The 24,826-nt window shown below is 70.3% G+C and carries 20 protein-coding genes and 1 tRNA gene; 11 read left to right on the forward strand and 10 right to left on the reverse strand.

What is annotated here, in order from left to right; genetic code table 11:
• Nucleotides 1-334 precede the first annotated feature (334 nt).
• From MHY30_RS15265 to MHY30_RS00965, 3 genes are all read left to right on the forward strand, one after another.
• Complete coding sequence (locus tag MHY30_RS15265; RefSeq protein WP_308192639.1) at nucleotides 335-2,260, forward strand: ATP-binding cassette domain-containing protein; 1,926 nt, start codon at nucleotides 335-337, stop codon at nucleotides 2,258-2,260.
• A gap of 11 nt (nucleotides 2,261-2,271) precedes the next feature.
• Nucleotides 2,272-3,798, forward strand: coding sequence for a hypothetical protein (locus MHY30_RS00960; RefSeq protein WP_239274030.1), 1,527 nt, complete (start codon nucleotides 2,272-2,274; stop codon nucleotides 3,796-3,798).
• A gap of 80 nt (nucleotides 3,799-3,878) precedes the next feature.
• Entirely contained in the window at nucleotides 3,879-4,145 is a 267-nt protein-coding gene (locus MHY30_RS00965) for a DUF3039 domain-containing protein (protein ID WP_239274031.1), read from the forward strand.
• Nucleotides 4,146-4,199: 54 nt separating this feature from the next.
• On the opposite strand, the gene MHY30_RS00970 is transcribed toward MHY30_RS00965, so the two are convergent.
• The gene (locus MHY30_RS00970) at nucleotides 4,200-5,522 is read right to left on the reverse strand and encodes a nicotinate phosphoribosyltransferase (protein WP_239274033.1); all 1,323 of its coding nucleotides are present in this window, start codon (nucleotides 5,520-5,522) and stop codon (nucleotides 4,200-4,202) included.
• Nucleotides 5,523-5,650: 128 nt separating this feature from the next.
• On the opposite strand from MHY30_RS00970, the gene murI reads away from it, so the two are divergent.
• The 4 genes from murI (at nucleotide 5,651) to MHY30_RS00990 (ending at nucleotide 8,858) form a co-directional block, all read left to right on the forward strand.
• The gene (gene murI / locus MHY30_RS00975) at nucleotides 5,651-6,469 is read left to right on the forward strand and encodes a glutamate racemase (protein WP_239274050.1); all 819 of its coding nucleotides are present in this window, start codon (nucleotides 5,651-5,653) and stop codon (nucleotides 6,467-6,469) included.
• Nucleotides 6,470-6,501: 32 nt separating this feature from the next.
• Nucleotides 6,502-7,233 carry a ribonuclease PH gene (gene rph / locus MHY30_RS00980; RefSeq protein ID WP_239274052.1) on the forward strand — a complete coding sequence of 244 codons (732 nt, stop codon included), beginning with the start codon at nucleotides 6,502-6,504 and terminating at the stop codon, nucleotides 7,231-7,233.
• A gap of 1 nt (nucleotide 7,234) precedes the next feature.
• Entirely contained in the window at nucleotides 7,235-7,831 is a 597-nt protein-coding gene (gene rdgB, locus MHY30_RS00985; protein ID WP_239274183.1) for an RdgB/HAM1 family non-canonical purine NTP pyrophosphatase, read from the forward strand.
• Nucleotides 7,832-7,940: 109 nt separating this feature from the next.
• On the forward strand, nucleotides 7,941-8,858 hold the full coding sequence (locus MHY30_RS00990) for a cation diffusion facilitator family transporter (RefSeq protein ID WP_239274196.1): 918 nt from the start codon (nucleotides 7,941-7,943) through the stop codon (nucleotides 8,856-8,858).
• Nucleotides 8,859-8,866: 8 nt separating this feature from the next.
• On the opposite strand, the gene MHY30_RS00995 is transcribed toward MHY30_RS00990, so the two are convergent.
• A complete protein-coding gene (locus MHY30_RS00995) occupies nucleotides 8,867-11,293 on the reverse strand; it encodes an ATP-dependent DNA ligase (protein ID WP_239274211.1) in 2,427 nt (808 codons plus the stop codon).
• A 702-nt stretch (nucleotides 11,294-11,995) separates the two neighbouring features.
• On the opposite strand from MHY30_RS00995, the gene MHY30_RS01000 reads away from it, so the two are divergent.
• On the forward strand, nucleotides 11,996-12,859 hold the full coding sequence (locus MHY30_RS01000; protein ID WP_239274222.1) for a Ku protein: 864 nt from the start codon (nucleotides 11,996-11,998) through the stop codon (nucleotides 12,857-12,859).
• Nucleotides 12,860-12,868: 9 nt separating this feature from the next.
• Here the strand turns inward: MHY30_RS01000 and MHY30_RS01005 are convergent, their stop codons facing one another.
• The gene (locus MHY30_RS01005) at nucleotides 12,869-13,627 is read right to left on the reverse strand and encodes a DedA family protein (protein WP_239274762.1); all 759 of its coding nucleotides are present in this window, start codon (nucleotides 13,625-13,627) and stop codon (nucleotides 12,869-12,871) included.
• A gap of 49 nt (nucleotides 13,628-13,676) precedes the next feature.
• A tRNA-Leu gene (locus tag MHY30_RS01010) sits at nucleotides 13,677-13,758 on the reverse strand.
• A 118-nt stretch (nucleotides 13,759-13,876) separates the two neighbouring features.
• Between MHY30_RS01010 and MHY30_RS01015 the strand changes: the two genes are divergently transcribed.
• Complete coding sequence (locus tag MHY30_RS01015) at nucleotides 13,877-14,899, forward strand: NADPH:quinone reductase (RefSeq protein ID WP_239274241.1); 1,023 nt, start codon at nucleotides 13,877-13,879, stop codon at nucleotides 14,897-14,899.
• 145 nt (nucleotides 14,900-15,044) lie between these two features.
• Nucleotides 15,045-16,202: a GAF domain-containing SpoIIE family protein phosphatase gene (locus tag MHY30_RS01020; RefSeq protein ID WP_239274253.1), complete on the forward strand. Its 1,158-nt coding sequence runs from the start codon at nucleotides 15,045-15,047 to the stop codon at nucleotides 16,200-16,202.
• A gap of 46 nt (nucleotides 16,203-16,248) precedes the next feature.
• On the opposite strand, the gene opgC is transcribed toward MHY30_RS01020, so the two are convergent.
• The 6 genes from opgC to MHY30_RS01050 all read right to left on the reverse strand — a co-directional run bounded on the left by opgC (nucleotide 16,249) and on the right by MHY30_RS01050 (nucleotide 23,618).
• A complete protein-coding gene (opgC, locus tag MHY30_RS15270) occupies nucleotides 16,249-18,723 on the reverse strand; it encodes an OpgC domain-containing protein (RefSeq protein WP_239274264.1) in 2,475 nt (824 codons plus the stop codon).
• A complete protein-coding gene (locus MHY30_RS01030; protein WP_239274266.1) occupies nucleotides 18,720-19,136 on the reverse strand; it encodes an ATP-binding protein in 417 nt (138 codons plus the stop codon). The genes opgC and MHY30_RS01030 overlap by 4 nt, the downstream gene beginning before the upstream one ends.
• Entirely contained in the window at nucleotides 19,129-19,464 is a 336-nt protein-coding gene (locus tag MHY30_RS01035) for an STAS domain-containing protein (protein ID WP_239274268.1), read from the reverse strand. The genes MHY30_RS01030 and MHY30_RS01035 overlap by 8 nt, the downstream gene beginning before the upstream one ends.
• Before the next feature lies 1 nt (nucleotide 19,465).
• Complete coding sequence (locus tag MHY30_RS01040; RefSeq protein ID WP_239274279.1) at nucleotides 19,466-21,472, reverse strand: glycosyltransferase family 2 protein; 2,007 nt, start codon at nucleotides 21,470-21,472, stop codon at nucleotides 19,466-19,468.
• Nucleotides 21,473-21,598: 126 nt separating this feature from the next.
• The gene (locus tag MHY30_RS01045; protein ID WP_239274281.1) at nucleotides 21,599-22,234 is read right to left on the reverse strand and encodes a YoaK family protein; all 636 of its coding nucleotides are present in this window, start codon (nucleotides 22,232-22,234) and stop codon (nucleotides 21,599-21,601) included.
• Nucleotides 22,235-22,316: 82 nt separating this feature from the next.
• Nucleotides 22,317-23,618: an MFS transporter gene (locus tag MHY30_RS01050; protein ID WP_239274300.1), complete on the reverse strand. Its 1,302-nt coding sequence runs from the start codon at nucleotides 23,616-23,618 to the stop codon at nucleotides 22,317-22,319.
• Here MHY30_RS01050 and prfB point away from each other — a divergent pair.
• On the forward strand, nucleotides 23,617-24,729 hold the full coding sequence (gene prfB / locus MHY30_RS01055; protein WP_239274325.1) for a peptide chain release factor 2: 1,113 nt from the start codon (nucleotides 23,617-23,619) through the stop codon (nucleotides 24,727-24,729). The two genes, MHY30_RS01050 and prfB, sit on opposite strands and share 2 nt — an antisense overlap.
• Nucleotides 24,730-24,826 lie beyond the last annotated feature (97 nt).

The raw sequence follows: 24,826 nt of genomic DNA on the forward strand, positions 1-24,826 counted from the left end.
TGAGTTGTCATTTCCGGTTTACCGGAAAGTCACGCCTTCGTGTCGAATTCATGCTAGCCAAATGAGCTGAGAAGGTGCATGATTCGCCCTGGTCGTTGCGCATTCGTGATGACAGCTGATTCCGTCGTCGGGCAGCCGGGCCGCGGTCGGTGTCGGGACAGCTTGATAGTTTGGGGCGATGACAGCGTCGCTGCCGCAGCCCCCTGAGTCCGCCTCCCCCCGGTCGGAGGACGATGGGGCGAGCCCCGACGTCGATCTTGGCCCGAAGCCCCGCACGACCGCGCCGCGCACACCCCGCCGGCCCGCCGGAACATCGGCGACGTCTGGGTCGCCCATGAATGCGGACTCGGATGCCGACACGGGCGATGAGCAGAAGGCGCAATCCGCGTCGCCCCGGAAGGCCGCGACGACATCCGCACCGCGTAGCCCACGCGCCGCGTCGGCCAAGAAACCCACGACCCCGCGCGCCACGGCCGAAAAGACGCCGGCCGCCTCGCGTGCGTCGGGTGAGAAGAAGCCTGCGACCCCTCGGGCATCGGGCGAGAAGAAGCCGGCGACGCCGCGTTCCACCGCGGCGAAGAAACCCGCGACCCCGCGGACTGGTGCAGCGAAGAAACCCGCGACGCCGCGGGCGACGGCCGCCAAGAAGCCGGCGACGCCGCGCACCGCCGGGGCGAACACGCCGCCGGTCGAACCCATCGAGGCCGAGACGACGCCGGTCGTGCCCGGGCCTCCGCCCCCGCTCCCCACCGACCTGGTCGTGCCTCCGCGTCCGCCGCTTCCCGTCCCGGCGGAGGCGTCGGATGAAGCGCCCGCCGAGACCGAGGCGCCGGTGTCCGCCGTCGTCGACGCGCCGGTGCCCGCGTCGGCCGGTGGTGGCGACGATGCCGCCGCGCCGTCGCCGATCGCCGATCCCACCCCCTCTGATGTCGCCGTCGAAGAGCCGCCGGTGGAGGTGGCCGAGACCACAGGAGAACAGAGTCCGCGGAGCGTCGGTGAATCCATACCCGAGAGGGATGCCGACCTCGTCGCGCCCGAAGTCGCGGATGCCGAAGCCGTCGAGGCTGCGCGCGCGGCTGCCGAACCCGTTGACGTCGACGTCGCAGACGCTGAACCCGGGGACGCTGAACCCGCGAACGCTGAACCCGCGAACGCTGAACCCGCGGAAGCCGAACCCGTTGAACCTGAGCCCGGGGAGACCGAGCTCGACGAGGTGGGATCGGAGGTCGACGAGCGCGCGGAGGACGGGTCGCTGGGGGCCGAGGCATCGGCCGATGTGCCCGCATCGCGTCAGGACGCCGTCGACAGCGAGTACCACGGCCACCCCGCTACGACGGAAGACCCCACCCCGGCGGACGTGGCGGTCGAAGCGTCCGCCGCGGCTGCGGTACCGGATTCCGAGGCGTCCGCCGACGGTGATCCGCGCGAGGCGTCGACCGATGACGCGGGGGCGACCACCGTCGACCACGCCGTGGACAAGGCGGCGGCAGACGACACCGACGTTCCGGCGCTGAGCCTGCGCAACGTCACGAAGACGTTCGGGGAGCTTCGCGCCGTGGACGGCGTCGACCTGACCGTCCCGGCGGGCTCGTTCTACGGGTTGGTGGGGCCGAACGGGGCCGGCAAGACCACGACCCTGTCGATCATCGCGGGTCTTCTGCGCTCGGATGCGGGGACGGTCGAGATCAACGGGGTCGACGCTGCGCGTCAGTCGCGCGTGGCGAAGAAGATGATCGGTGTGCTGCCCGACCGGCTCCGGACCTTCGACCGCCTGACCGGTCGTCAGCTCCTGTCGTACTACGGGGCGCTGCGCGGCCTTCCCGCCCCCGTCGTCGAGAGCCGCGCCGCCGATCTGGCTCGGGCGTTCGACCTCGTGGATGCGCTCGGTCGTCCGGTGTCGGACTACTCCGCGGGAATGACGAAGAAGGTCATGCTCGCCGGTGCGATGATCCACTCGCCGCGTCTCCTCGTGCTCGACGAGCCGTTCGAAGCGGTCGACCCCGTGTCCAGCGCGGTGATCCTCGACATCCTGCGCGCTTACGTCGACCACGGCGGCACCGTGATCCTCTCCAGTCACGGCATGGAGCTCGTCGAGCGCGTGTGTTCGCGCGTCGCCGTCATCGTCTCGGGACAGGTGCTCGCGGAGGGCACCATCGACGAGGTGCGCGGAGAGTCGACGCTCGAGCAGCGTTTCCTCGAGCTCTCGGGCGGTCTGGGCGATGTGGAGGGACTCGAGTGGTTGCACACGTTCTCCGCCTGAGACTGGCGATGATGCTCGGTGCCCTCCGAGGGGACCGGGAGCACGTGGTGCGGCGCGCCGTCGGGCTGTTCGTGCTGATCGCGGCGACCGTGTTCGCATCCATCAACCTGGCCGCCCTGGCGGACTCGGATCGTCTGACGACGGCTGTGGTCACGGTGCTCGCGGGTTCGGCGGTCACGCTCGGCTTCGCGCTCGCCCCTCCGATCACGGCATCCATCGACCCCCTCGACCCGCGTCGGTTCGCCGTGGTCGGGCCCGAGCCTCGCCCGCTCGCCGCGGCGCTCCTGCTGGCCGGGCTCCTCAGCGTGCCCGTCCTCGTCGTGCTGGTTCTGGCGATCACGCTGGCGGTCGCGTGGGTCGCGCAGGGTGCGGCGGTGTTCGCGAGCGTGGTGTCGATCGTTCTCGGCGTGGTCACGTGCGTTCTGCTGGCGCGGGTCAGCATGGCGTTGGGCGCCCTGGTGCGCCGCCCCCGGCAATCCCGGGAGCTGATCGGGGTCTACTTGATCGCTGTGCTCGTCGTCGTCGTTCCCGTCGGCATCTTCCTGGGGTCGCTGGAGTGGCGCGGCGTCGTCCCCACTCAGCTCGTGGGGGCTGCGGAAGTCCTCGCGTGGACGCCCGTCGGGGCCGCATGGAGCATTGCGTTGGCGCCGAGCGCAGGAGCCGCCGCCGGCAGCGTCGTCGTCGCCCTCGTGACCGTGGGCCTGCTCGCCCTGGCGTGGTTCGGGCTCGTGAAACGGTTGCTCACGACCACGCCGCGCCCGGTGACGGTGCGCGAGCGAGCCGGCCTCGGCTGGTTCGCGATCCTGCCCGGGAGCCCCGGCGGCGCTGTCGCCGCACGCAGCCTGTCCTATTGGCTGCGTGATCGCCGGTACATCGTGAACGTCCTCGTGGTGCCGATCGCCGCGGTGTTCTGCATGCTGCCGCTGATCGTCGCCGGCGTCCCAATAGAGCTCGCGGTGCTGCTGCCGGCCCCGATCATCGCCCTCTTCCTCGGGTGGTTGCCCCACAACGATCTCGCGTACGACTCGACGGCCCTGTGGATGCACATCGCCAGCGGCGTACGCGGTGTGTCCGATCGGCTCGGACGGCTCGTTCCCGTCGTCCTCATCGCCCTTCCCCTTCTCGCTATCGCGGTTCCGCTCGCCGTCGCAGTGCACGGACGCTGGTCGTTCGCGCCCGCGCTCGTCGGCGTCTGCGCGGCGCTTTTCCTGTCGGGACTGGGACTGTCCAGCATCGCCTCGGTCGTTGCTCCGTACGCCGTATCGCGGCCGGGCGACAGCCCGTTCCAGCAGCCTCAGCGCACCGGCAGCGGCGGCGTCATGGCGCAGGGCCTCGTCATGGCGGGATCCGTGGTGGCGGCGGCGCCGGCGCTATGGTTCGCCTGGCAGGCGATCACCTCGGATGCGGCCGACGCTTTCCTCGCCCTGTGGATGGGGCTCGGTGCGGGAGCGCTCGTCTTCCTCGTCGGAGTCGCCGTCGGGGCCGTCGAGTTCGAACGCCGCGGCACACGTCTGATGGAGTTCGCCGAAGCGACGTGACAGGGCGCGCATCGCGGTAAGCCGGCCACGGACGGTGCGAACCGTCCCGAGGCTGCGGTCCGCGGCTACACTGGCAGACCATGAGCACGCCTCTCGACCGACCCGACAGCGGGGGTCTCGCGACCCTGGATCGTGAGCTCGAAGAGCTCATCCGCGAGGAGAACATCGAGCCGGGTGATCACGAGCGTTTCTCGCACTACGTGAAGAAGGACAAGATCCTCGAGTCGGCCATCACGGGCAAGCCGGTGCGTGCCCTGTGCGGCAAGAAGTGGACGCCGGGCCGCGACCCCGAGAAGTTCCCGGTGTGCCCGCAGTGCAAAGAGATCTACGAATCGCTCAACGGCTGATCAACCGGATGGGCGCGTCCCGCTGATCCTCGGCCCGCCTCCCGCTGGTGTCCGTCAGAGCTCGCGGTACTCGGTGGGCAACGCGGGTTCGGACTTGCTGAGGGCGAGCGCCCGCACGGGCAGTTCCTCGCGAACGCGCGCGTGATGCGCCCGGGCCGTCGCGACGCCTGCGGGCCCGAGCGCCGCGGCATCCGGTTCCCCATCGACGACCAACGGCACCTGCAGTGGCCGGGCGCCGGGGAACTGCGCGGCGGTGGCGAGTTCTTCGAATCCGTCGCTGACGGCGATGAGCTCGCTGGTCGCCGTCCCGCTGTCGAGCGTGCGGAACGCCGCCTTTCGACCGCCGTGCGACGCTTTCTGCGCCGAGGCCTTCGCCACCGGCACCCATGACCCGTCCTCCGCGGCGCGGGCGACCAGCTTGAACACGAGGCCGGCGGTGGGTGCGCCCGAACCGGTGACCACCGAAGTTCCCACGCCGTAGCTGTCGACGGGGGAGGCCGCGAGGGCGGCGATGGCGTACTCGTCGAGATCGCTGGTCACGGTGATGCGCGTGTCCGTGGCGCCGAGCTCGTCGAGGAGCGCGCGCACCTCACCGGCGACGATGGGGAGGTCGCCCGAGTCGATGCGAACACCGCCCAGCCCCGTTCCCGCCACCCGGATGGCCGTGCGGACGCCCTCGCGGATGTCGTACGTGTCGATCAGGAGGGTCGTGTCGGTTCCCAGGGCGTCGATCTGCGAGCGGAACGCCGCCTCTTCGCTGTCGTGCAGCAGCGTCCAGGCGTGTGCCGCGGTGCCCATGGTCGGCACGCCCCAGCGACGCCCCGCCTCGAGGTTGCTCGTCGCCGCGAAGCCCGCGATGTAGGCGGCGCGCGCGGCAGCGACGGCGGCCTCCTCGCTCGCACGACGCGACCCCATTTCCGCCAAGGGACGGTCGCCCGCGGCCACACTCATCCGCGCCGCGGCGGTGGCGACGGCGGAATCGAAGTTGAGAACGCTGAGCGCGAGGGTCTCCAGCACGACGGCTTCCGCGAAGGTTCCCTCGATCGTCAGCAACGGCGAGCCCGGGAAGTAGATCTCGCCCTCGCGATAGCCGCTGATCGAGCCCGTGAAGCGGTATCCGGCGAGGAAGTCGAGGGTGGTGGCATCCACGATCCGGTTGTCGCGCAGGAACCGCAGCTCCTCGTCGCCGAATCGGAAGTCGCGGATGGCGTCCAGGAGCCGCCCGGTGCCCGCGACGACGCCGAAGCGGCGGCCGCCGGAGAGGCGCCGTCCGAACACTTCGAACACGCATCGGCGATGCGCCGTGCCGTCGCGGAGCCCGGCATCGAGCATCGTGAGTTCGTAGCGATCGGTGTGCAGGGCCGTGCTGCGCGTCATTTCGCCAGCCTATTGCGACGGGGTGGTGTCGCCCGGACGCGTTGACAGCGAGGGAGCGCACCGCCCCACGGCGTGCATCGAGAACGGGTCGCGGGGCCGCGCCGGGCCCACCGGTAGGCTGGATGCCTATGAACGACGCGCCGATCGGGATCTTCGACTCGGGAGTCGGCGGGCTCACCGTCGCCCGTGCGGTGTCGGCGCAGCTTCCGCGGGAGTCGATCCTGTACATCGGCGACACGGCCCGCTCGCCGTACGGCCCGAAACCCATCGCCGACGTGCGGCGCTACGCGCTCGAGGTCCTCGACACGCTCGTCGACCAGGGCGTGAAGATGCTCGTCATCGCCTGCAACACCGCGTCGGCGGCCATGCTGCGCGACGCCCGCGAGCGGTACGACGTCCCGGTCGTCGAGGTCATCGGGCCGGCGGTCCGAACGGCGATGTCGACGACGCGCAACGGGCGGATCGGTGTCATCGGCACCGCCGGCACGATCGGGTCACGCGCGTACCAGGACATGCTCGAGGTCAACGAGCGCCTCACGGTATTCGCGCAGGCGTGCCCGCGGTTCGTCGAGTTCGTCGAAGCGGGGGTCACCGACTCGCCCGAGGTCCTCGCGGTCGCGGAGGAGTACCTCGCCCCGCTGCGTGAGGCCGGTGTCGACACGCTCGTGCTCGGCTGCACGCACTATCCGTTCCTCGAGGGCGCCATCAGCTACGTCATGGGTCCCGAAGTGAGTCTGGTCTCCAGCGACAGCGAGACCGCGAAAGACGTGTACCGCCAGCTCGTCTCCGGCGATCTGCTCGCCGGCCCGGATGCCGTCACCGCCCACCGTTACGAGGCCACGGGCGACTCCGCCGACGATTTCCTGCGGCTGGCCCACCGTCTGATGGGCCGCGAGGTCCGCGAAGTCCAGCTGGTGCAGACCGGCGCCATCGATCTGCCGCGGTGAGCCGCGGCATCCCATCCGTCCCGAGGAGGACCATGACCGACACCCGCACCGACGGCCGCGCCGTCGACGAGCTGCGTCCCGTCACGATCGAGCGGGGGTGGTCGGCGCACGCGGAAGGCTCGGCGCTCATCACCTTCGGCGGCACCAAGGTGCTGTGCACCGCGTCGTTCACCAACGGCGTTCCTCGCTGGCTCACCGGCAAGGGCAAGGGATGGGTCACGGCCGAGTACGCGATGCTGCCGCGAGCGACCAACAGCCGCAACGACCGCGAGAGCATCAAGGGCAAAGTCGGCGGGCGGACGCACGAGATCTCGCGTCTCATCGGCCGGGCTCTGCGCGCGGTCGTCGACACCAAGGCGCTCGGAGAGAACACCATCGTCATCGACTGCGACGTTCTGCAGGCCGACGGCGGCACCCGAACCGCGGCGATCACGGGTGCGTACGTCGCCCTCGCGGATGCCATCGCCTGGGGGCGGCAGAAGAAGTTCATCGCGCAGCGCTCCGAGGTGCTCATCGACTCGGTGTCGGCCGTCTCGGTCGGCATCATCGACGGCACCCCGATGCTCGACCTCGCCTACGTCGAGGACGTGCGCGCCGAGACCGACATGAACGTCGTGGTCACCGGCCGCGGGCTGTTCGTGGAGGTGCAGGGCACCGCCGAGGGCGCGCCGTTCGACAAGCGCGAGCTCGACCAGCTGCTCGAGCTCGGCGTGAACGGCTGCGCGCAGCTGAGGGACCTGCAGACCGCGGCGCTGAGCGACTGACATGCCACGCGTCGTTTTGGCCACGCACAACCCGCACAAGGTCGAGGAGTTCCAGGCGATCGTCGCCGCCACCCGCCCCGACCTCGAGGTCGTCGGCTACGACGGCCCCGAGCCGGTCGAAGACGGCGTGACCTTCGCCGCGAACGCGCTGATCAAGGCGCGCGCGGCCGCTGCCCACACGGGGCTTCCGGCGCTCGCCGACGACTCCGGTATCGCCGTGGACGTGCTCGGGGGATCCCCCGGGGTGTTCTCGGCGTATTGGGCAGGGCACCGCAAGGATGCGACGGCGAACCTCGAGCTCCTGCTCGACCAGCTCTCGGATGTTGCCGACCCGCACCGTACGGCCCAGTTCGTCTCCGTCATCGCGCTCGTGCGTCCCGACGGCACCGAGGACACCGTCGAGGGCCGGTGGCCCGGCCGCCTCGCGGCCGCCCCGGCCGGGCCCGGGGGATTCGGATACGACCCGATCTTCATTCCCGACGGGCAGGACGCGGCCGCCGAGCGGACGGTGGGCGAGTGGTCCGCGGAGGAGAAGAACACGCATTCCCATCGCGCGCGGGCTTTCCGCAACCTGGTCCCGCTCCTGCGAACCCTCTGACGTCGGCGCCGTGCGAGGGATCCCGGTGACCGCGGAAGCGATATCCGGTCTCATTCCCGAGTTGCTCCGACCGGGGTTTCCGGTCGCTTCGCGGTCGTAGCCTGGGCTCATGCACGACCACGCGCCCGTCCGCGGCATCCGGGACGTCGGTCATCGGCGCCTGCTCGCCACGGCGTTGAGCCTGACGACGGTGGTCATGGTCGTGCAGATCGTGGGTGCGATCCTCACCGGGTCTCTCGCTCTGCTGGCCGATGCCGCGCACATGTTCACCGACGCCGCGGCCCTCGTCGTCGCGCTCATCGCCACGGCGATCGCCGCGCGTCCCGCGGACGACCGGCGCACCTTCGGGTACCAGCGCGCCGAGGTCCTCGGGGCCCTGGTGAACGGCGTCGTCCTGATCGCGCTGAGCGTCTGGGTCGCGGTCGAGGCCGTGCAACGGTTGCTGCGGCCGGAAGCTCCCGAGGTGCAGGGCGGTCTCATGCTCGTCGTCGCCGTCGGAGGGCTCGTCGCCAACGCCGTGTCGATGTGGCTGCTGAGCCGGGCGCAGAAGCGCAACATCAACGTCCGGGGCGCGTATCTCGAGGTGCTCGGTGATCTCGTCGGGTCGGCCGCGGTGATCGTGGCTGCCGTCGTCATCGTCACGACCGGATGGGCGCAAGCGGATGCCGTCGCGTCGCTGTTCATCGCGATCCTCATCGTGCCGCGCGCGATCGGACTGCTGCGCGAGGTCATGGCCGTCCTGACCGAAAGCGCCCCGGTGGGGGTGCAGGTGGCGGAGATTCGGCGCCACCTCCGCGAGGCCGACGGGGTCGTGGACGTGCACGACGTGCACGTGTGGCAGCTCACGCGCGGTGCGCCGGTGTTCAGCGCGCACGTCGTCGTCGAGGACGCAGCGATGGCCGACGGACGCGCCGCACGGATCCTCGCGTCGCTTCGGGGATGCCTCGCCGACCACTTCGACGTCGACCATTCGACGTTCCAGCTCGAACCCGCCGGGCACGTGGAGCATGACGCGCAGCACGCGTGACGCGCGTCTCAGTCCTCCCGCACCACGTCGGCGGGATCCTTGTCCGGCCGCAACCCTCGCCAGCGCGCCTGACGGAGGATGCCACCGGGTGTGAACTCGGCGAATTCCACCTCCGCGACGAGCCGAGGCTCGACCCACAGCGCGTCGCGCGCGTCCGCGGCGGGCACGCCGATGAACGGGTTCCGGGAGGTGCCGAGCGGCTCGAGGAGATCCGACAGCTGGGCGAGAGCTCGCTCGCCGAATCCCGAGCCGACCCGTCCGGCGTATCGGAGTCCGTCGGAGGAGGGCACGCCGACCAGCAGGGAGCCGATCGTGCCCGCGCGGTTCCCTTTGCCCGGACGGATGCCGCCGATAACGACCTCCTGGGTGCGCGAGTGCTTCACCTTCAGCCAGCGGTCGGTGCGTTGTCCGCGTCGATAGGGCGAGTCGGGGTCCTTCACGACGATGCCCTCGAGGCCGAAGCGCTCGCTCGAGGACAGCGCGGCGTCCACGTCGTCGAACACGGGCGGGACGACGACGACGCGTGCCGCCGCGTGCGCGAGATGCTCCAGCGTGGCGCGTCGAGCGGCAAGGGGAAGTCCGGTGAGATCGCGCCCGTCCGCCTCGAGGACGTCGAAGAGATAGAGGTGCACGGGCGTCCGCGCGGCCTCCTGCGTGATGTCACGGGCCTGGGCGAGGTTCATGCGCTTCTGCAGGAGCGGGAAGCTGGGTCGACCCTGCGCGTCAAGCGCGACGATCTCGCCGTCGATCACGGCGGGGGCCGCACCGAGGCCGAGGTCGACCGCCGTCAGCTCCGGATACGTCGCCGTGAGGTCGTTGCCGTTGCGGGAACGCAGGCGGAGGCGCTCGCCGTCCCAGAGACCGATGCCGCGGATTCCGTCCCACTTCATCTCGACCCACACCTCGCGCCACCGCGCGGCAGCCGCGGTCGCGATGCCGGGCGTCGCCCCGGTCGCGAGCATGGGGCGGAGCTCCGAGTCCGCGACGGCGGACGCCCGCGGGGCTGACGATGCGGTGGTCGGCGCACTGTCCTCGCGAGGCACGACCGCGGCACCGTCACGCTGGGGTCGGCCGTCGGCATCCGTCTTCATCCGGTGCAGCAACCACTGCGACTTCTCTCCGTCGCCCTCCGTGCGGATGAGGGCGAGACGGACACGACCGAGGGGACCCTCGGGCCGTCCTTCCAGGGTCGCGATGATCTCGTCGTCGCGCCACTTCTCCAGCTCGTATCGGCCGGTGTCCCACACCGTCATGGTGCCGGCGCCGTACTGACCCCGGGGGATCTCGCCCGCGAAGTCGAGGTACTGCATCGGGTGGTCCTCGGTCATCACCGCGAGGCTGTTCTTCCCCGTCGTCGCGGGAACGCCCTTGGGGACCGCCCAGCTGACGAGGACTCCGTCGCGTTCGAGTCGCAGATCCCAGTGCAGCCGCGACGCGTGGTGCTCCTGGATGACGAACCGGGGGAGACCCTCCGCGGGGGTTTCCCCGTGCGGCGCGCTCGGCACGGGTTCCGGCGTCCGCCCTGCGGTGCGCTTGGCGATGTACGACCGCAGGGGGCCGTCGGACGGGTCGATCGAGGACAACGGGTCGTCGGTCCGCTCGAGCACCTCGTGGAAGAGCAGATGGCGCAGGCCGGGGTCGTCGAGTTCCTCCCACGTCCGCGGTGCGGCCACGGTGGGCTGGGCGCGTCCGCGCAGGGAGTAGGGCGCGATCGTCGTCTTCGATCCGTTGTTCTGACTCCAGTCGATGAAGACCTTGCCGGCCCGTGCCGTCTTGGCCATCTGGCTCACCACGAGATCCGGGTGATCCGCCTCGATCGCGCGGGCGAGTTCCTTGGCGACGGCACTCACGGCGTCGCTCGACTGGCGACCGTCCAGGTGCGCGTACAGGTGAATGCCCTTGCTGCCGCTGGTGACCGGCATCGGGTCGAGGCCGATGTCGAGGAGGATCGTGCGCGCCCACCGGGCGACTTCTGCGCACTCCACGAGCCCGACGCCCGGACCGGGGTCGAGGTCGAGCACTATCCGATCGGGGTTCGACCTCGTCCCGGCGGCGTCGAACCGCCATTGCGGCACGTGCAACTCCAGGCTGGCGACCTGCGCCAGGTAGACCAGCGTGGCGAGTTCCTCCACGAGCGGATAGTCCTTCGCCCCCGAGGAATGGTCGATCGCGCGCCGCGGCACCCAGGCGGGCGCTCCGGGCTCGAGCGCTTTCGCGAAGAACGGCTCGGCGGGAGCGGCCTCGGTGCCCACCCCGTCGGGCCACCGCTTCCGGGTGACCGGGCGCGCCCGCACGTGCGGCAAGAGCCTCGGGGCGATCCGGGTGTAGTAGTCGATGACCTCGCCCTTGGTCGTGCCCGTCTCGGGATACAGCACCTTGTCGAGGTTCGACAGGCGCAGCCGGCGACCGTCGATCCGCACCGTCTGCTCCGCCATCGCCCCAGCGTAGAGCGGCGGGTTGCCGGATGCCGCGGGGTTGCGCCGCATAACTCCGGCGCGGCCTGGCGGGTCGGTGTGTTTCGGGCTGAGGGCCCTGGTTGTGCAGGAGTTGTGCGCCGCCGCGGGCACGAGCCCGTCGGCATCCGCCATCGCACGGCTTCTTCTGCCATCGCCCGGCGTGGAGCGGCGGGTTGCCGGATGCCGCGGGGTTGCGCCGCATAACTCCGGCGCGGCCTGGCGGGGCGGTGCGTTTCGAGGGGTAGGGGCCTGGATGTGCAGGAGTTGTGCGCCGCAGCCGCGGGCACGAGCCCGTCGGCATCCGCCGTCGCACGGTTTGGCCGGCCGTCGCCCCGGCGTGCATCGGCGGCGCTGCCGGATGCCGTGGGGTTGCGCCGCACAACTCCGGCGGAGCCTTGCGGGGCGGTGTGTCTCGGGCTGAGGTGCCTAGGTGTGCAGGAGTTGTGCGCCGCAGCCGCGGGCACAAGCACGTCGGCATCCGCCGTCGCACGGTTTGGCCGGCCCTCGTTCCGGCGTGGAGCGGCGGGGTTGCCGGATGCCGCGGGGTTGCGCCGCGTAACTCCGGCGCGGCCCCGTGGGGCGGCGTGTTTCGGGCTGAGGTGCCTGGGTGTGCAGGAGTTGTGCGCCGCCGCGGGCACAAGCCCCTCGGCATCCACCGTGTTGACGGTGTTCACTGGGAGTATGCGATCGATCTGGAAAGGCGCGCTGACCTTCGGCCTGGTCAATGTGCCCGTGAAGGTGTACTCGGCCACCGAGGATCACGACGTGCCGCTCCACCAGGTGCACAACAAGGACGGCGGACGGATCCGTTACCAGCGCATCTGCGAAGTGGACGGGGAAGTGGTGCCCTACCAGGACATCGACCGCGCCTACGACGACGGCGAGCGGACGGTCGTGCTGACCAAGGACGACCTCGCCTCGCTTCCGAGCGAGCGAAGTCGAGAGATCGAGGTCGTCGAGTTCGTGCCGAGCGATCAGGTCGACCTCCTCACGCTCGACAAGGCGTACTACCTGGAGCCGGATTCGTCGTCGCCCAAGGCCTACGTGCTGCTCCGAAAGACGCTCGAGCAGAGTGACCGCACCGCGATCGTCCGATTCTCGCTCCGTCAGAAGACACGACTGGCGGCGCTACGCACCCGGGGCGACGTCCTCGTGCTCCAGACTCTTCTGTGGGCCGACGAAGTGCGCGAGGCGGCTTTCCCCGCCCTGGATGAGGATGTGCGAATCTCGGCGAAGGAGCTCGAGATGTCGGCATCGCTCGTCGAGAGCTTCTCGAAGGACTTCGACCCGGAGGAGTTCGGCGACGAGTATCAGCGGGAGTTGCGCACCCTCATCGACGCCAAGCTCGAACAGGGCGACGCTCTCGACACCGCCGCGACCTTCGGCGCCGAGGACGGCGACGACGACGGCGGTGAGGTCATCGACCTCATGGAGGCGTTGCGCGCCAGCGTCGAGCGCAGCCGCGCCGCCCGCGAGGATGCCAAGGGCGAGGCCGCACCGAAGAAGAAGCCCGAGGCGAAGAAGAAGACGTCGAAGGCTTCCTGACCGCGGCTCTCAGCGGTCGCGCTGGTCGCCGTCTTCGAGCGTCTGCGGGTCGAGGACGAGAGCTTCCGAATCCGCCTTCGTCACGACGTCGTGGCCGCGGGCGGCGTCGCGCTTGGCGGCGGCGCGCTCGCGGAAGTAGTGGACGGCGATGAAGATCGCCGTGCCCGCGACGGCGGCGAGGAGGATGACGTCGATGTACTCGGTGACGATGTCGCGCACGAACGGGATGTACCCCACCGCGTAGCCGATCATCGTCAGTCCGATGCCCCAGATGATCGCGCCGATGAGGTTGTACAACGTGTAGCGCCGCCAGGGCATGTGCCCGACACCGGCCGCGATCGGAGCGAAGGTGCGCACGACGGGGACGAAGCGGGCGAGGATGACGGTGATGCCGCCGAAACGGACGAAGAAGGCGTTCGTGCGTTCCACGTTCTTCCGACTGAAGATGCCGGATTCTTTTCGCTCGAAGATCGAAGGTCCGGCCTTGTGGCCGATGAAGTAGCCGACTTCGCCGCCGATGAAGGCGGCGACGCCGATCGAGAGAGCGACGAACCAGGCGTTGATGCCGAACACCCCGTTCGGGGCAGCCGGTGTGGAGTGCGAAAGCAGGCCCGCCATGATCAGCAGCGTGTCGCCGGGCAGCAGGAATCCGACCAGCAGACCCGTTTCTGCGAACACGATGAAGCAGACGACGAGCAGTGCCCAGGGCTGCGAGTTGGTGATGATGGTCGCCGGGTCGAGCCACGGGAGCAGGGCGGTGGGGTGGATCACATCGGTCCCGTCGGGTCGAAGAAACGGTGTCGTGGAGAGATATCCGTGCGGAAGGGGGGACTTGAACCCCCACGCCCGAAGGCACAGGAACCTAAATCCTGCGTGTCTGCCGGTTTCACCACTCCCGCGAGTGCCCTCATTCTAGGGCCGCGTCGCGGCGGCTCCATGTGAACCGGCTCCCAACTCACGCCGGACCGGTGGGCGTGTCGCGGGAATGCGTATGCGGCGTGCTGGCTTGGAACCGACATGAAGGCGATCGTCTACTCGACCCCCGGTGACTCCTCCGTCCTGTCCCTCGTCAACCGCGACGTCCCCGAACCCGTCGCCGGTGAGGTGCGCGTTCGTCTGGCGGTCTCGGGCGTGAACCCCACGGACTGGAAGGCGCGGGCCTCGGTGGGCCGACCGCTCGTCGCCGATGAGGTGACCCCCAACCAGGACGGAGCGGGAACGGTGGATGCCGTGGGCGACGGCGTAGACGGACTGACGGTGGGCGATCGCGTGTGGATCTTCCTCGCCGCCCACGAGCGCCCGACCGGCACCGCGGCCGAGTACGCGGTGATCCCCGCCGCACGGGCCGTCCGGCTGGCCGACGACGCGTCGTTCGAGCTCGGCGCGAGCCTCGGCGTTCCCGCGATGACCGCTCACCGCGCCTTGACGGTGCACGAGTTCGGGCCTTCGCGTCTTTCCCCCGGAGCGCTGGACGGGCGGACCGTGCTCGTGCAGGGCGGCGCGGGTGCCGTGGGCCACGCCGCGATCCAGCTGGCCGTCTGGGCCGGCGCCACGGTCATCGCGACGGTGAGCAGCGACGAGAAAGAGACCCTGGCGCGCGCGGCGGGCGCCCACCACGTGCTGCGGTATCCCGATGCCGCGTTGGCCGACGGCATCCGCGAGATCGCTCCGAACGGCGTAGAGCACATCGTGGAGGTCGCCATCGCGCAGAACGCCGGGCTCGACGTCGAGGTCGCCGCCAACCACGCGTCGATCGCCTATTACGCCGACAACGGCGGTGATCGATTCACCGCCGCGGTGCGCGAGAGCTTCGCCAAGAACGTCCGCTGGCAGGGGCTGCTGCTGTACACCGTCGGTGACGATGCCCTCGGGGCCGCGGCCGAGGACGTGTCGGCGGCTGTGGCCGATGGTGCGCTCCCTGTCGGGGAAGAGGCGGGACTGCCGCTGACGTGGTTCCCCCTGGCGGATACGGCCGCTGCCCACGACGCTGTCGAGGCAGGGGCGACCGGCAAGGTGCTGGTGCGCATCGACGCGTCCTGAGGACGCGCGACGCAGGGCTTGCGCGTATCGCGACGATCTCGCCGGGAACGGGCTGAACCGACGAGAGTGCTGGTTACGCTCGAGGTCACGCCGGGTTCGAGGGCGACTCGGGCCCGCGGCGCGGACGACGGGAGGACCCACGCTCATGACCACGACTCCTTCTTCCGGTGTTCCCGCGGTGGAGGACAGCGGGCTGTGGGATTCGCCCCCCGACGAACGCTTCGATCGCATCACCCGCGTGGCGCAGGAGCTGTTCGACGTCGACCTGGCCCTCGTCAACGTCGTGGGCGCGGACGACATCTACACCAAGGGCCAGCCCGACGGCGCGCGCTTCGGGTTCTCGTCGGTGGCGGAGGTCTTCTGCGGGGATACCGTCCAGCAGGACGACATTCTCGAGATCGAAGACGCGCGCGCGATCGAGCGCTACGCGAGTCGGGGTGCCGTGACGCACTACGGCATGCGCTTCTACGCCGGCATCCCGCTGCGTAACGATCGGGGGGATGCCGTGGCGACCCTGTGTCTGCTCGATGGCGACTCGCGCCATCTGGATGCCGCCGAGCGGGAGGCGTTGTACAGGCTGGGGCAGTGGGCCCAGGCGGAAGTGCGACAGGCCCAGCCCGGGGCCGAGGCGGGCGGAGCGGCGTCGGCCGCGCCCCGAGGCGACAGTCTGGTCGGCGACGAGCTGCGCCTCGCGGCGCTCGCGATCCCGCACGGGTTGATCAGCGGGGACCGCAGCGGATGGCAGCAGTTCGGCGGTCGTGTCGTCGTGACCCTCGCCGACGTCATGGGGAAGGGCGAGGAGGCGGGCCGTCTGGCCGACGAACTCCTGGCGGCCCTGCAGTCCCGCCGTGACAGCGCTCCGCTCGATGCCGTGCGGTCGGTCGAGGACGAGGCGCGTGCGACGGGCCGCTACCGCGACACGTTCGCGACGCTGTTCCATGCCGTCATCGACACGACGACCGGGATAGTGGACTTCGTCGACGCCGGCCACGGATTGACGCTGCTGCTGCGTGCCGACGGGACCACCGAGCGGCTCCGGTCGCACAACCTCCCGCTCGGGCTGCGCCCCCGCGAGCTGGCGTGGGAGGCGGGCCAGGTCGAGGTCGCGCGGGGCGATCTCATCGTGAGCGTGTCCGACGGAGCGCTCGACGCGTACGACTCCACGCTCGACAGCCTGCGCCTCATCGGTGAAGATCTGCGGCGGTCCGCGGATCCGGATGACTTCTTCCGGGATCTCTCCGTGCGAGTGTCGACGCAGCCCGTTGACGACGACGTCACCGCGGTGGTCGTGTCGATCCACTGACACCTCCGTCCGCGGCCCATCGTCTCGCCGAGGCCGATCCCGCGGGTCAGTGCGGGGTGACTCGGGATGCCGCCCGGCGCCGGAGAGCGATGGCGAGCAGCCAGAGTGCGAGCAGCCCGCCGGTTGCGACGAGGGTGGCGACGAGCGGATCGTCGACGTCGAGCGCGGGGACGCTCGCGATCAGGATCAGCAGGAGCAGCTGCGCGCAGAACACGGCCAGGCTCGCTTGACCCAGCGGCACCCACACGGCGCGCCACACCCGGTCCACGGGCACCCAGACCGCGGTCAGGACGGCGAGGGCGACCGCGAGCAGGACGGCCGAATCGCCGAGCCGCATGAGGTCGAGACCACCGGGTGCGGACGGCGTGATCACGCCGAGAACCGGGGCAGTCACGCCAGTGATGGCTGCCGCGGCCCACGCCAGAACGATCACCGTCGCCACCGTCATGCCTCCGGGCCGACGCAGGAGCCGGGAGATCACCGCGCGGTGGTATCCCACGACGAGGCCGAGGACGAAGGGCAGCTGCCAGGCGAGGAGGGGATAGACCGCATCGAACGCGGTCGGCAGGAGGATGGCATCCGGTAGCGCGATCGACATGGCGTAGGCGGCGATGCTCACGGCCACGACGACCCACCACAGGCGACGACGCAGCAGGGCGAGGAACAGGGGTGCGAGGAGCGCCAGGGCGATGAACAGACCCAGGATCACGATCGGCCACGGGCTCATCCGTAGGAGGAGGAGATCGCGCACCGCGTACCACGGCGGTGGGTAGTCCAAAAGGCGCTCGGCGTTCGGGTACAGGTCGTACACGCGACCCGTCGACGGGTCGGTCAGCGTCGTGACGGTGGTGGTGTCGAGGAAGGGGAGGAAGCCCACGGCGAAGACGGCCACGATCACCGACAGCGTCACGGCGTACAGCCGCCCGGCGCGTCGCCACCCGCGTGCGAGGGAATCGCCGACGCCGAGAGCATCGAGGCGGCGCCGGTAACCCAGCCCCATGACGATGCCGCTGATCGCGACGAACAGCTCGGCGCCGGTGACGGAGAGGACGGCCTGCGACGCGACAGTGAGGGGCCCCGCGCTCGCGAGGACCGCGAGGACGCCGCCCGCGATGGCGACACCGCGCACGACGTCGAGCCGCAGATCTCGTTCGTGCGCCTCGTGTCGGTATCGCCACCGGGGGAGCAGCCGCGACACCGCGAGTGCCATCACGAGGGCGATGGCTGCCCCGGCCATCGTCCACGCGGCGACCGTCGGTCGCTCCGACCCGGCCGGTTCCGTGAGGGGAGAATGGCTCGAAAGGCCTTCGTCCGCCGTCACCGGGGGAGTCACCGGCGCCCACGCGAAGCGTCCCGTCGCGACGAGGTCTGCCCGGAGCGCCTGCGCGACCCGAGGGTCCGCCGTCGCGCGCCAGTCCGCCTCGGCACCGCCGGCCTCGGCCTCGACGCGTTCGACCTCCAGCCAGGAGACGGTGTCGATGTGCGGATGCGCGGGCAGCTCGTTCAGCACCTGCTGCCACCATCCCCTCTTCACCGAGAGCTCGTCGTCACCCGCGCGCGCGGGGTCGAACAGGGCTCCGGTGTCGATCGCCATCGGGCGGTCCGGCCGGGCGAAACGCTCGGTGAAACTCTGCGGCTGGGCCACGGTGTACCCCCAGCGCTCTGCCAGACGCTGCGCGACCTCGCCGCTCTCGGGGGCGTCGTTGTGCTCGAGGGGAACCCCCCGGCCCGCGGCCGCCGCCGCCTCCCCCTTGCCGAAGTAGTAGAGGGTGAGCCCGACGCGATCCACGGCATCCGCACGCGGAAAGTACGGACCGTAGGGGTCGTCGGCCTCGGTGAGCAGGCCGTCGGCGTCGGTGTCGAGGGTCCGCTCGTCGCGCGCCGACAGGTCGTCCAGGCGCCCGTCGGCGCGGTCGAACGGGTATCCCGCCCCGTAGGACGGCACCCAGACGGTCTCGGCCCCCGAGGATCCGGCGTGCACGGCGTCGGCGACGGTTTCGAACGCGCGCACGTACGCCGTGGGCTGCTGCCCCCACCGCACCCAGGACCCGTTCATCTCCGGGGCGAACCGCACGCGCTGCTCGGTGCCGTACGCGGCGTGCACGCGGTCGAGGGTGTCCGCGAGAGCCCGGGCGTCCGCCGCCGTGAGCTCGTCGAGATCCGTCGTCGGCTCGAACGTCAGGATGAGCGCTGCCCCCTGGGCTGCGGCCGCGGTGGCCGCGCGCTGCCAGCCCCGCTCCGCGGCGGCATCCAGGGGATAGGCCAGACGGATGCCGTAGGCCGGCGGCGTCTCACCGAGTCGCCGAGCGTACCCCTCCGGGGCGTCAGCACCCCAGTCCAGCTCGGGGGCGAACCACAGGCCCCCTGCGTCCGCGCCGGGTGACGCATCCGCGGCGGGCTCAGTGGGCGAACCGTCGACGGCGGCCGCGGCCACGCCGCTGCCCGCTGCCGCGAACACCGCGACCGCGGTGAGGGCCGTCGCGATGACCCGCGTGACCAGCCGGCGAGAGGCTCGCCTCACGGTCGCTCGCTCTCCAACTCCCAGACGTTGCGGGCACCGTCACGGCGGTAGGCGACGTGGTCCACACCCGCGACGGCCAACGCCAACCCGCGGCCGGTCTCCTCGTCGATGGATGCCATACGCACGGCATCCGGATCGAACGACGTGGGCCGCCCGTCGTCGCCGAACGTGGCCCGTAGCCGGACCGGGGTGGCCGAGAGCTCGAGCGTGAACTCTCCGTCCGGCCTCGCGGCTCCGGAGTGCTCGACGATGTTGCCGGCGATCTCGATGACGGCGGTGTCGAAACCGAACCGCACGCGCGGCGGGACCTCACCGACCTCCGACCACCACTGCTCGAGCAGGTCGTGGATGGCGTCGAGGCTCGCGACCACGACGGGGGCGCTCAGGCGGCGCTCGATGTCGGTCTCAGTCACGGAGAGCCTCCTCGACGCTCGGGCGGGGCCGCAGGACACGGTCGAGGTTCGTCAGCCCGAGGACCATCGAGACCTGGTCCGACGGGGAGGCGAGCCGGAGGTCGCCACCGGCCTGGCGCGCGCTGCTGAGGCAAGAGACGAGCGCGCCGACCCCGGACGAGTCGACGAAGTCGGTCTGCGACAGGTCGATCACGACGACCGGACCGCCGCCCTTCTGAATGACATCGGTGACCGTCTCGCGGAAGTCGCACGCCGACACCATGGTCAATCGTCCGCGCGGCGTGATGACGGTCGCGCTGTCGCGAGCGTCGATGTCGACCTGGAGCATGTCAGTAACCCTTCGGTTCGTGGTCGGATGCCGAGTACCGCACGGCGCGGATGATGACGCTGAACACGGCGAGGTCGTACAGCACCCACACGATGTTGACCAGCGGCGCCACGCCCTCCGCCTGGCCCACGGCGTAACGGATGGCGACGACGACGAGCGACAGCACGAGAGCGGCCATCACGATCAGTTGCGGTCGAACGAGGTCCCATCGCGGCCGGTTCTCGGTGGACCGCGTCTTGGGGGTCACCGAGAACGCGAGCGAGCGCCCCCCGTAGACGTTGCCCACCGCGCTGGTGACCGCGCGGATCCAGGTGGGGAAGAGCGCGAGCGAGTACTGCGCCCCCCGCCACGTCGGGCGGCCGTTCGCCACGACGATGAACAGCACCTGATTCAGCACGAAGAACGGGATGAAACGCGCGAAGAAGTCCACGCTCCACGCCTGCACCGGCATGACGCCGAACGTGAGGTAGAGGACGGGAGCGGTGACGTACACGATCGCGGCGAAGCCCGAGAGGTAGCTCCACATCGTGCCGAAGTACATCAAGCGCTGACCCCAGCTGAGGCCTTTCTGCACCAGGGGGTTCTCGCGGAACATCACCTGCATCGTGCCCTGCGCCCACCGCAGGCGCTGCGTGAGCATCGTGGGCAGGTCGTCGGGGGCCAGCCCCCGGGCGAGCACTTGATCGTGGTAGACCGACCGCCACCCCAGCCCGTGCAGGCGCATCGACGTCGCCATGTCCTCGGTGACCGAGATCGTGGCCAGCGGCATGATCGCCTGCGCCTCTTCGTCACGGCCCACGTCGAACGCGTTCACGAGCAGGCTGACGGATTCGACCGCCGCCAGGGGAGACAGGCTCTTCTCGGTCAGCGCTTCCAGGGCGACGTCGTCGACGGATGCCAGTGTCTCGGGGTCACCGGTCAGCTCGGCGAGGGCCGCGAGCTCGGCGCGCAGAGCGGAGATGTCCTCTCCGCTGAGGCGCTCGCGCACGTCGTCGATCCGGCGCTGGAACCGGTAAGTGAGGTCGGCCAGGGGCTCGCCGGTGGCGAGACCGGACTTGAGGGCGTCGAGGGCTGCGGCGACCTCATCCAGGGCGGCGACGACGCGGGGTTCTCGCGCGTGTGCACGTCGTGCCCGGGCCAACACCCGCCGAGATGCCCGGACACCACGGTCGACCGCACGTTCGACATCGCCGACGTAGCGGGAGACCCCGAGCTGCATGAGCGCTTCGCGGCGGAGAATCGCGTTCGAGCCGCAGAAGAACGCCGCGTTCCATCCGTCCTTGGACTGCTGGATCGGGCCGTAGAAGAGGGGCGCCTGACTACCCAGCGGATCCGAGGGGGGCACGTTGACGAACCACTGCGGAGTCTGCACGAGCGCGACACGCTCGTCCGCGTCGAACCAGCCCAGTGTGCGGTCAAGGATGTCGGGGGAGGGGATCTGGTCCGCGTCGAGGATCAGGAGGAATTCGCCCTCGGTCACCATCAGGGCGTTGTTCAGATTGCCCGCTTTGGCGTGGCGCGGTCGATCGCGCCACGCCTCCGAGCGGGTGATGACCCCGATCCCCTCCGCCTCGGCGAGCGCGCGCAATTCGGCACGGTCGCCGTCGTCGAGGATCCACGTGCGGTGCGGGTAGCGGATGGCGAGCGCCGCGCGAGCGGTCCCCATGACGAGATCCAGTGGCTCGTTATAGGTCGTCACGAGCACATCGACCGTCATCTCGCGCGTGATCGGGGGAGCGTCGTGCCGCTCCCGCAGCCGCCATGCGCCCAGACCGAAGAGGATGCAATCGATGAGGCTGTACGTCTCGGCCAGCACCAGGGGCACAGCGATCCACCAGTGCTCCCAGTTCACCGACGCCAGCCAGCGCCAGGCGAGGTAGTTGACCCCGCTCGCGATGGACAACACCACGATGACGCGGATCAGCGCGTGACGGCGGACGCGCTGCGCCTCGCGCCGACGGGCCTCGTGACGGGAATCGTCACGGGGGACGGTTGTTTCGACGATCATGCTCTTGCTCCGGGGGTGATTCACCACGGTGCCATGACCGCAAGAGAGGAATCACGCAGGTAGCGTCGAGCTGGCGGCTTCTGGTAAACGATCCGCCGATCCGCCTGCGCCGGCCGTCGTGTGGGGTCAGCGACCGGAGCGTGCGAGCGGCACGACGCACACGGCGAGGGCGGCGGCCGCGATCGTCAACGCGAGCGGACTTCCCGCCTGGTGAGCCACGGCGCCGACCACGGCGCCCCCGACGAGCGATCCCCACAGCACCAACGGGCGCTGCCACGCGGTTCGGGATCCCCCGGTGACCAGCGCCGCGAGCGCCAACCCGAGGCTCACGAGGGTGCCCGTCGAGTACGTGATCGCAACGCGCGCGCGCCCATCGGCGAGGAAGAGCGTGTTCAGGGCGCCCATCGCAGCCGCGAGCAGGCCGACGCGCCAGAGCGTCGCCTCTCCGGCGAGAGCCAGGCCGGCGGCGGCCCCGACGGTCAGAGCCGCCGCGCCGACGATCCAGGGCCGGGGTCGCGCCATCCGCGTGTTCGCGACGCCGCCGAGGGCGACACCCGCGACGAATGCGGCGATGATCCCCGCGGAGGCCAGGGCCACGGCCGCACCCGGCCCGAGCACCTCGACCGCGGCCTGCGTCGAGTTGCCGCTCATGAACGACACGAACAGGCCCCCCGTGTCGAGGAAGCCGATGGCGTCGACGAACCCCGCTATGCCCGCGAGCGTCACGGAGACGGTCAGCGACCCACGATCGACGTCCTTCATCCCAGTCCCTTCGCGTGACGCGTCGCGTTCATCGTGGGGCGGGAACGGTGGCGTCGGCAAGTCGAGCGGGCGGGGCCCTCCTTCAGCGCACCCGCGGCACGTAGCGCGGCACCCAGCGGACGAAGCCGATCGCGCCGGCCGCGGCGAGGAATCCCATCGCGGCGACCGCGATCGACAGTGACGCGGCCGCCGTCAGTGCGGACAGGATGAGAGGAGCGATGGCGCCGCCGCCGTCGGTCAGGGTCCGCCACGACCCGAGGAATGCCGCCGGGTCGGCGGGCGGAGCGAGATCGGCTCCGAGAGTGAGCAGGATGCCGCTGGACAGACCGTTGCCGACGCCGAGCACGGCGGCGAACATGGCGTACCACATCGCGGCGTCACCGACGTCATGGGGGACCGAGAGCGCGAGGAATCCCGCGCCCATCAGCACCATCGCCGGCAGAGCCGCCCACAGTCGACCGAAACGGTCCATGACCTGGCCGCTCGCGTAGAACAGAGCGAAGTCGATGGCCCCGGACACCCCCACGACCACCGCGATCGCGGAGGCATCCAGACCCAGCGACACTCCCCACAGTGGCAGGACGACCTGTCGAGCCGATCGGACCGCCGACAGCGAAGCGGCGGCGAGACCGAGGCGCGAGAGCACGCCGCGGAAGCGCCACATCGTTCGGAACACGCCTGCGCGCTCGACGAGCGGAATCGCGCCGGTGACGGGTTCCCCGGTGTCTTCGGCATCCCCTCCGTCGCCGGTCGTCGATGCGGCGGCGGGGGCGGCGATCGCGCGCTCGGGATCCGGCCCCAGGAGGACGAGGAGGATCGTCGCGACCTGGCAGATCGCGAAGAACGCGATGGAGGCGGACTCGTCGCCGAAGATGCCCAGCAGGGCCGCCGACACGAACGGGCCCACGAACATCCCGAGGCGGAACGTCCCGCCCAGCAGCGACAGCGCGCGGGCGCGGAAGGCCAGCGGCACCCGGGTCGTCATGAACGAGTGTCGCGCCAGAGCGAAGGATGCCGTGCAGAACCCGATGAGGAACACCGCCGCAGCGAACACGGCGAGCGAACCAGCAAAGACGACGCCGAGCAGGCCGCCGAGGATGACGATGCCCGCAACGCCCATCGTCAAGCGCTCGCCGAATCGCGCGACCGCCCAGCCGGCGGGGATGTTTCCGCACAGCTGACCCACGACGAGAGCGGCGGCGATCAGGGCGGCGAGGGCGACGTCCGCGCCCAGCCGATTCGCGATCACCGGGATGAGGGGGATGACCGCACCCTCGCCGAGGGCGAAGAGCAGGGTCGGGCCGTAGATCATCGGCGCGAAGCGCACCAGTACGTTCCGGGGGGAGTCGGTCGTCACCGTCTCCACGATAGGCTGGAGTGTCATGCTCGAACTGGACCTTGCCGCCGACATCCAGGCGCTGCGCTCGACCTTCGCCGATATTCAGGCCGTGGTCGACGTCGACGCACTCACCGCCGATATCGAACGCCTGAGCGAAGAGGCGGGGGCGCCCGACCTCTGGGACGACGTCGACAACGCCCAGAAGGTCACCAGCCGCCTTAGCCACCGTCAGGCCGAGCTCAAGCGCATCACCGAGATCGAGCAGCGCCTCGACGACCTCGAAGTGCTCGTCGAGCTCGCCAACGAGATGGAGGACGAGGAGTCCGCCGACGAGGCGCGCAAGGAGCTCGCTTCGCTCCGCGAGGTCATCAACCAGCTCGAGGTGCAGACGTTGCTCGACGGCGAGTACGACGCCCGGTCGGCGGTCGTGACGATCCGCTCCGGCGCGGGCGGCGACGACGCCACCGACTTCGCCGAGATGCTCCTGCGCATGTACCTGCGGTGGGCCGAGCGTCACAAGTACCCGGTGAAGGTCATGGACACGTCGTACGCCGAGGGCGCAGGCATCAAGTCCGCGACGTTCGAGGTCGACGTCCCCTACGCGTACGGCACGCTGTCGGTCGAGGCGGGCACCCACCGCCTCGCGCGCATCAGCCCCTTCGGCGGCGCCGACAAGCGGCAGACGAGCTTCGCCGCCGTAGAGGTCATTCCCGTGATGGAAGAGGCCGTCGAGGTCGAGGTACCCGAGAACGACATCCGCGTCGACGTCTTCCGCTCGTCGGGTCCCGGCGGACAGTCGGTCAACACGACCGACTCCGCCGTGCGCATCACGCACATCCCCACGGGCCTGGTCGTTTCGATGCAGAACGAGAAGTCGCAGATCCAGAACCGTGCGGCGGCCATGCGGGTTCTGCAGACGCGCCTGTTGCTGCTCAAGCGCGAAGAAGAGGCAGCCAAGAAGAAGGAGCTCGCGGGGACGATCACCGCGAGCTGGGGCGACCAGATGCGGTCGTACTTCCTCTACGGCCAGCAGCTGGTGAAAGACCTTCGCACCGGATATGAGGTCGGAAACCCCGCGGTCGTCTTCGACGGCGACCTCGACGGTCTGATCGCGGCCGGCATCCGGTGGCGAAAGCGCAAGGACGACGACGACTGACCGAGGGATGCCGCGAGCCGTGGCATCCATAGGACTCTCCCGGTTCCACGATCCGGCGCGTCCTCTCGGGCTGGAACGGTCGCGCGCTTAGGCTCGT

This window comes from Microbacterium sp. ACRRU (genome assembly GCF_022346945.1).
Lineage (GTDB): Bacteria > Actinomycetota > Actinomycetes > Actinomycetales > Microbacteriaceae > Microbacterium > Microbacterium mcarthurae.

Bases quoted from the DNA above. Each gene is read 5' to 3' on its own strand.
- MHY30_RS15265 (WP_308192639.1), top strand. From the start codon at position 335: ATGAATGCGGACTCGGATGCCGACACGGGCGATGAGCAGAAGGCGCAA.
- MHY30_RS00960 (WP_239274030.1), top strand. From the start codon at position 2,272: ATGCTCGGTGCCCTCCGAGGGGACCGGGAGCACGTGGTGCGGCGCGCC.
- MHY30_RS00965 (WP_239274031.1), top strand. From the start codon at position 3,879: ATGAGCACGCCTCTCGACCGACCCGACAGCGGGGGTCTCGCGACCCTG.
- MHY30_RS00970 (WP_239274033.1), bottom strand. From the start codon at position 5,522: ATGACGCGCAGCACGGCCCTGCACACCGATCGCTACGAACTCACGATG.
- murI (WP_239274050.1), top strand. From the start codon at position 5,651: ATGAACGACGCGCCGATCGGGATCTTCGACTCGGGAGTCGGCGGGCTC.
- rph (WP_239274052.1), top strand. From the start codon at position 6,502: ATGACCGACACCCGCACCGACGGCCGCGCCGTCGACGAGCTGCGTCCC.
- rdgB (WP_239274183.1), top strand. From the start codon at position 7,235: ATGCCACGCGTCGTTTTGGCCACGCACAACCCGCACAAGGTCGAGGAG.
- MHY30_RS00990 (WP_239274196.1), top strand. From the start codon at position 7,941: ATGCACGACCACGCGCCCGTCCGCGGCATCCGGGACGTCGGTCATCGG.
- MHY30_RS00995 (WP_239274211.1), bottom strand. From the start codon at position 11,293: ATGGCGGAGCAGACGGTGCGGATCGACGGTCGCCGGCTGCGCCTGTCG.
- MHY30_RS01000 (WP_239274222.1), top strand. From the start codon at position 11,996: ATGCGATCGATCTGGAAAGGCGCGCTGACCTTCGGCCTGGTCAATGTG.
- MHY30_RS01015 (WP_239274241.1), top strand. From the start codon at position 13,877: ATGAAGGCGATCGTCTACTCGACCCCCGGTGACTCCTCCGTCCTGTCC.
- MHY30_RS01020 (WP_239274253.1), top strand. From the start codon at position 15,045: ATGACCACGACTCCTTCTTCCGGTGTTCCCGCGGTGGAGGACAGCGGG.
- MHY30_RS01035 (WP_239274268.1), bottom strand. From the start codon at position 19,464: ATGCTCCAGGTCGACATCGACGCTCGCGACAGCGCGACCGTCATCACG.
- MHY30_RS01040 (WP_239274279.1), bottom strand. From the start codon at position 21,472: ATGATCGTCGAAACAACCGTCCCCCGTGACGATTCCCGTCACGAGGCC.
- MHY30_RS01045 (WP_239274281.1), bottom strand. From the start codon at position 22,234: ATGAAGGACGTCGATCGTGGGTCGCTGACCGTCTCCGTGACGCTCGCG.
- prfB (WP_239274325.1), top strand. From the start codon at position 23,617: ATGCTCGAACTGGACCTTGCCGCCGACATCCAGGCGCTGCGCTCGACC.
- MHY30_RS01050 (WP_239274300.1), bottom strand. From the start codon at position 23,618: ATGACACTCCAGCCTATCGTGGAGACGGTGACGACCGACTCCCCCCGG.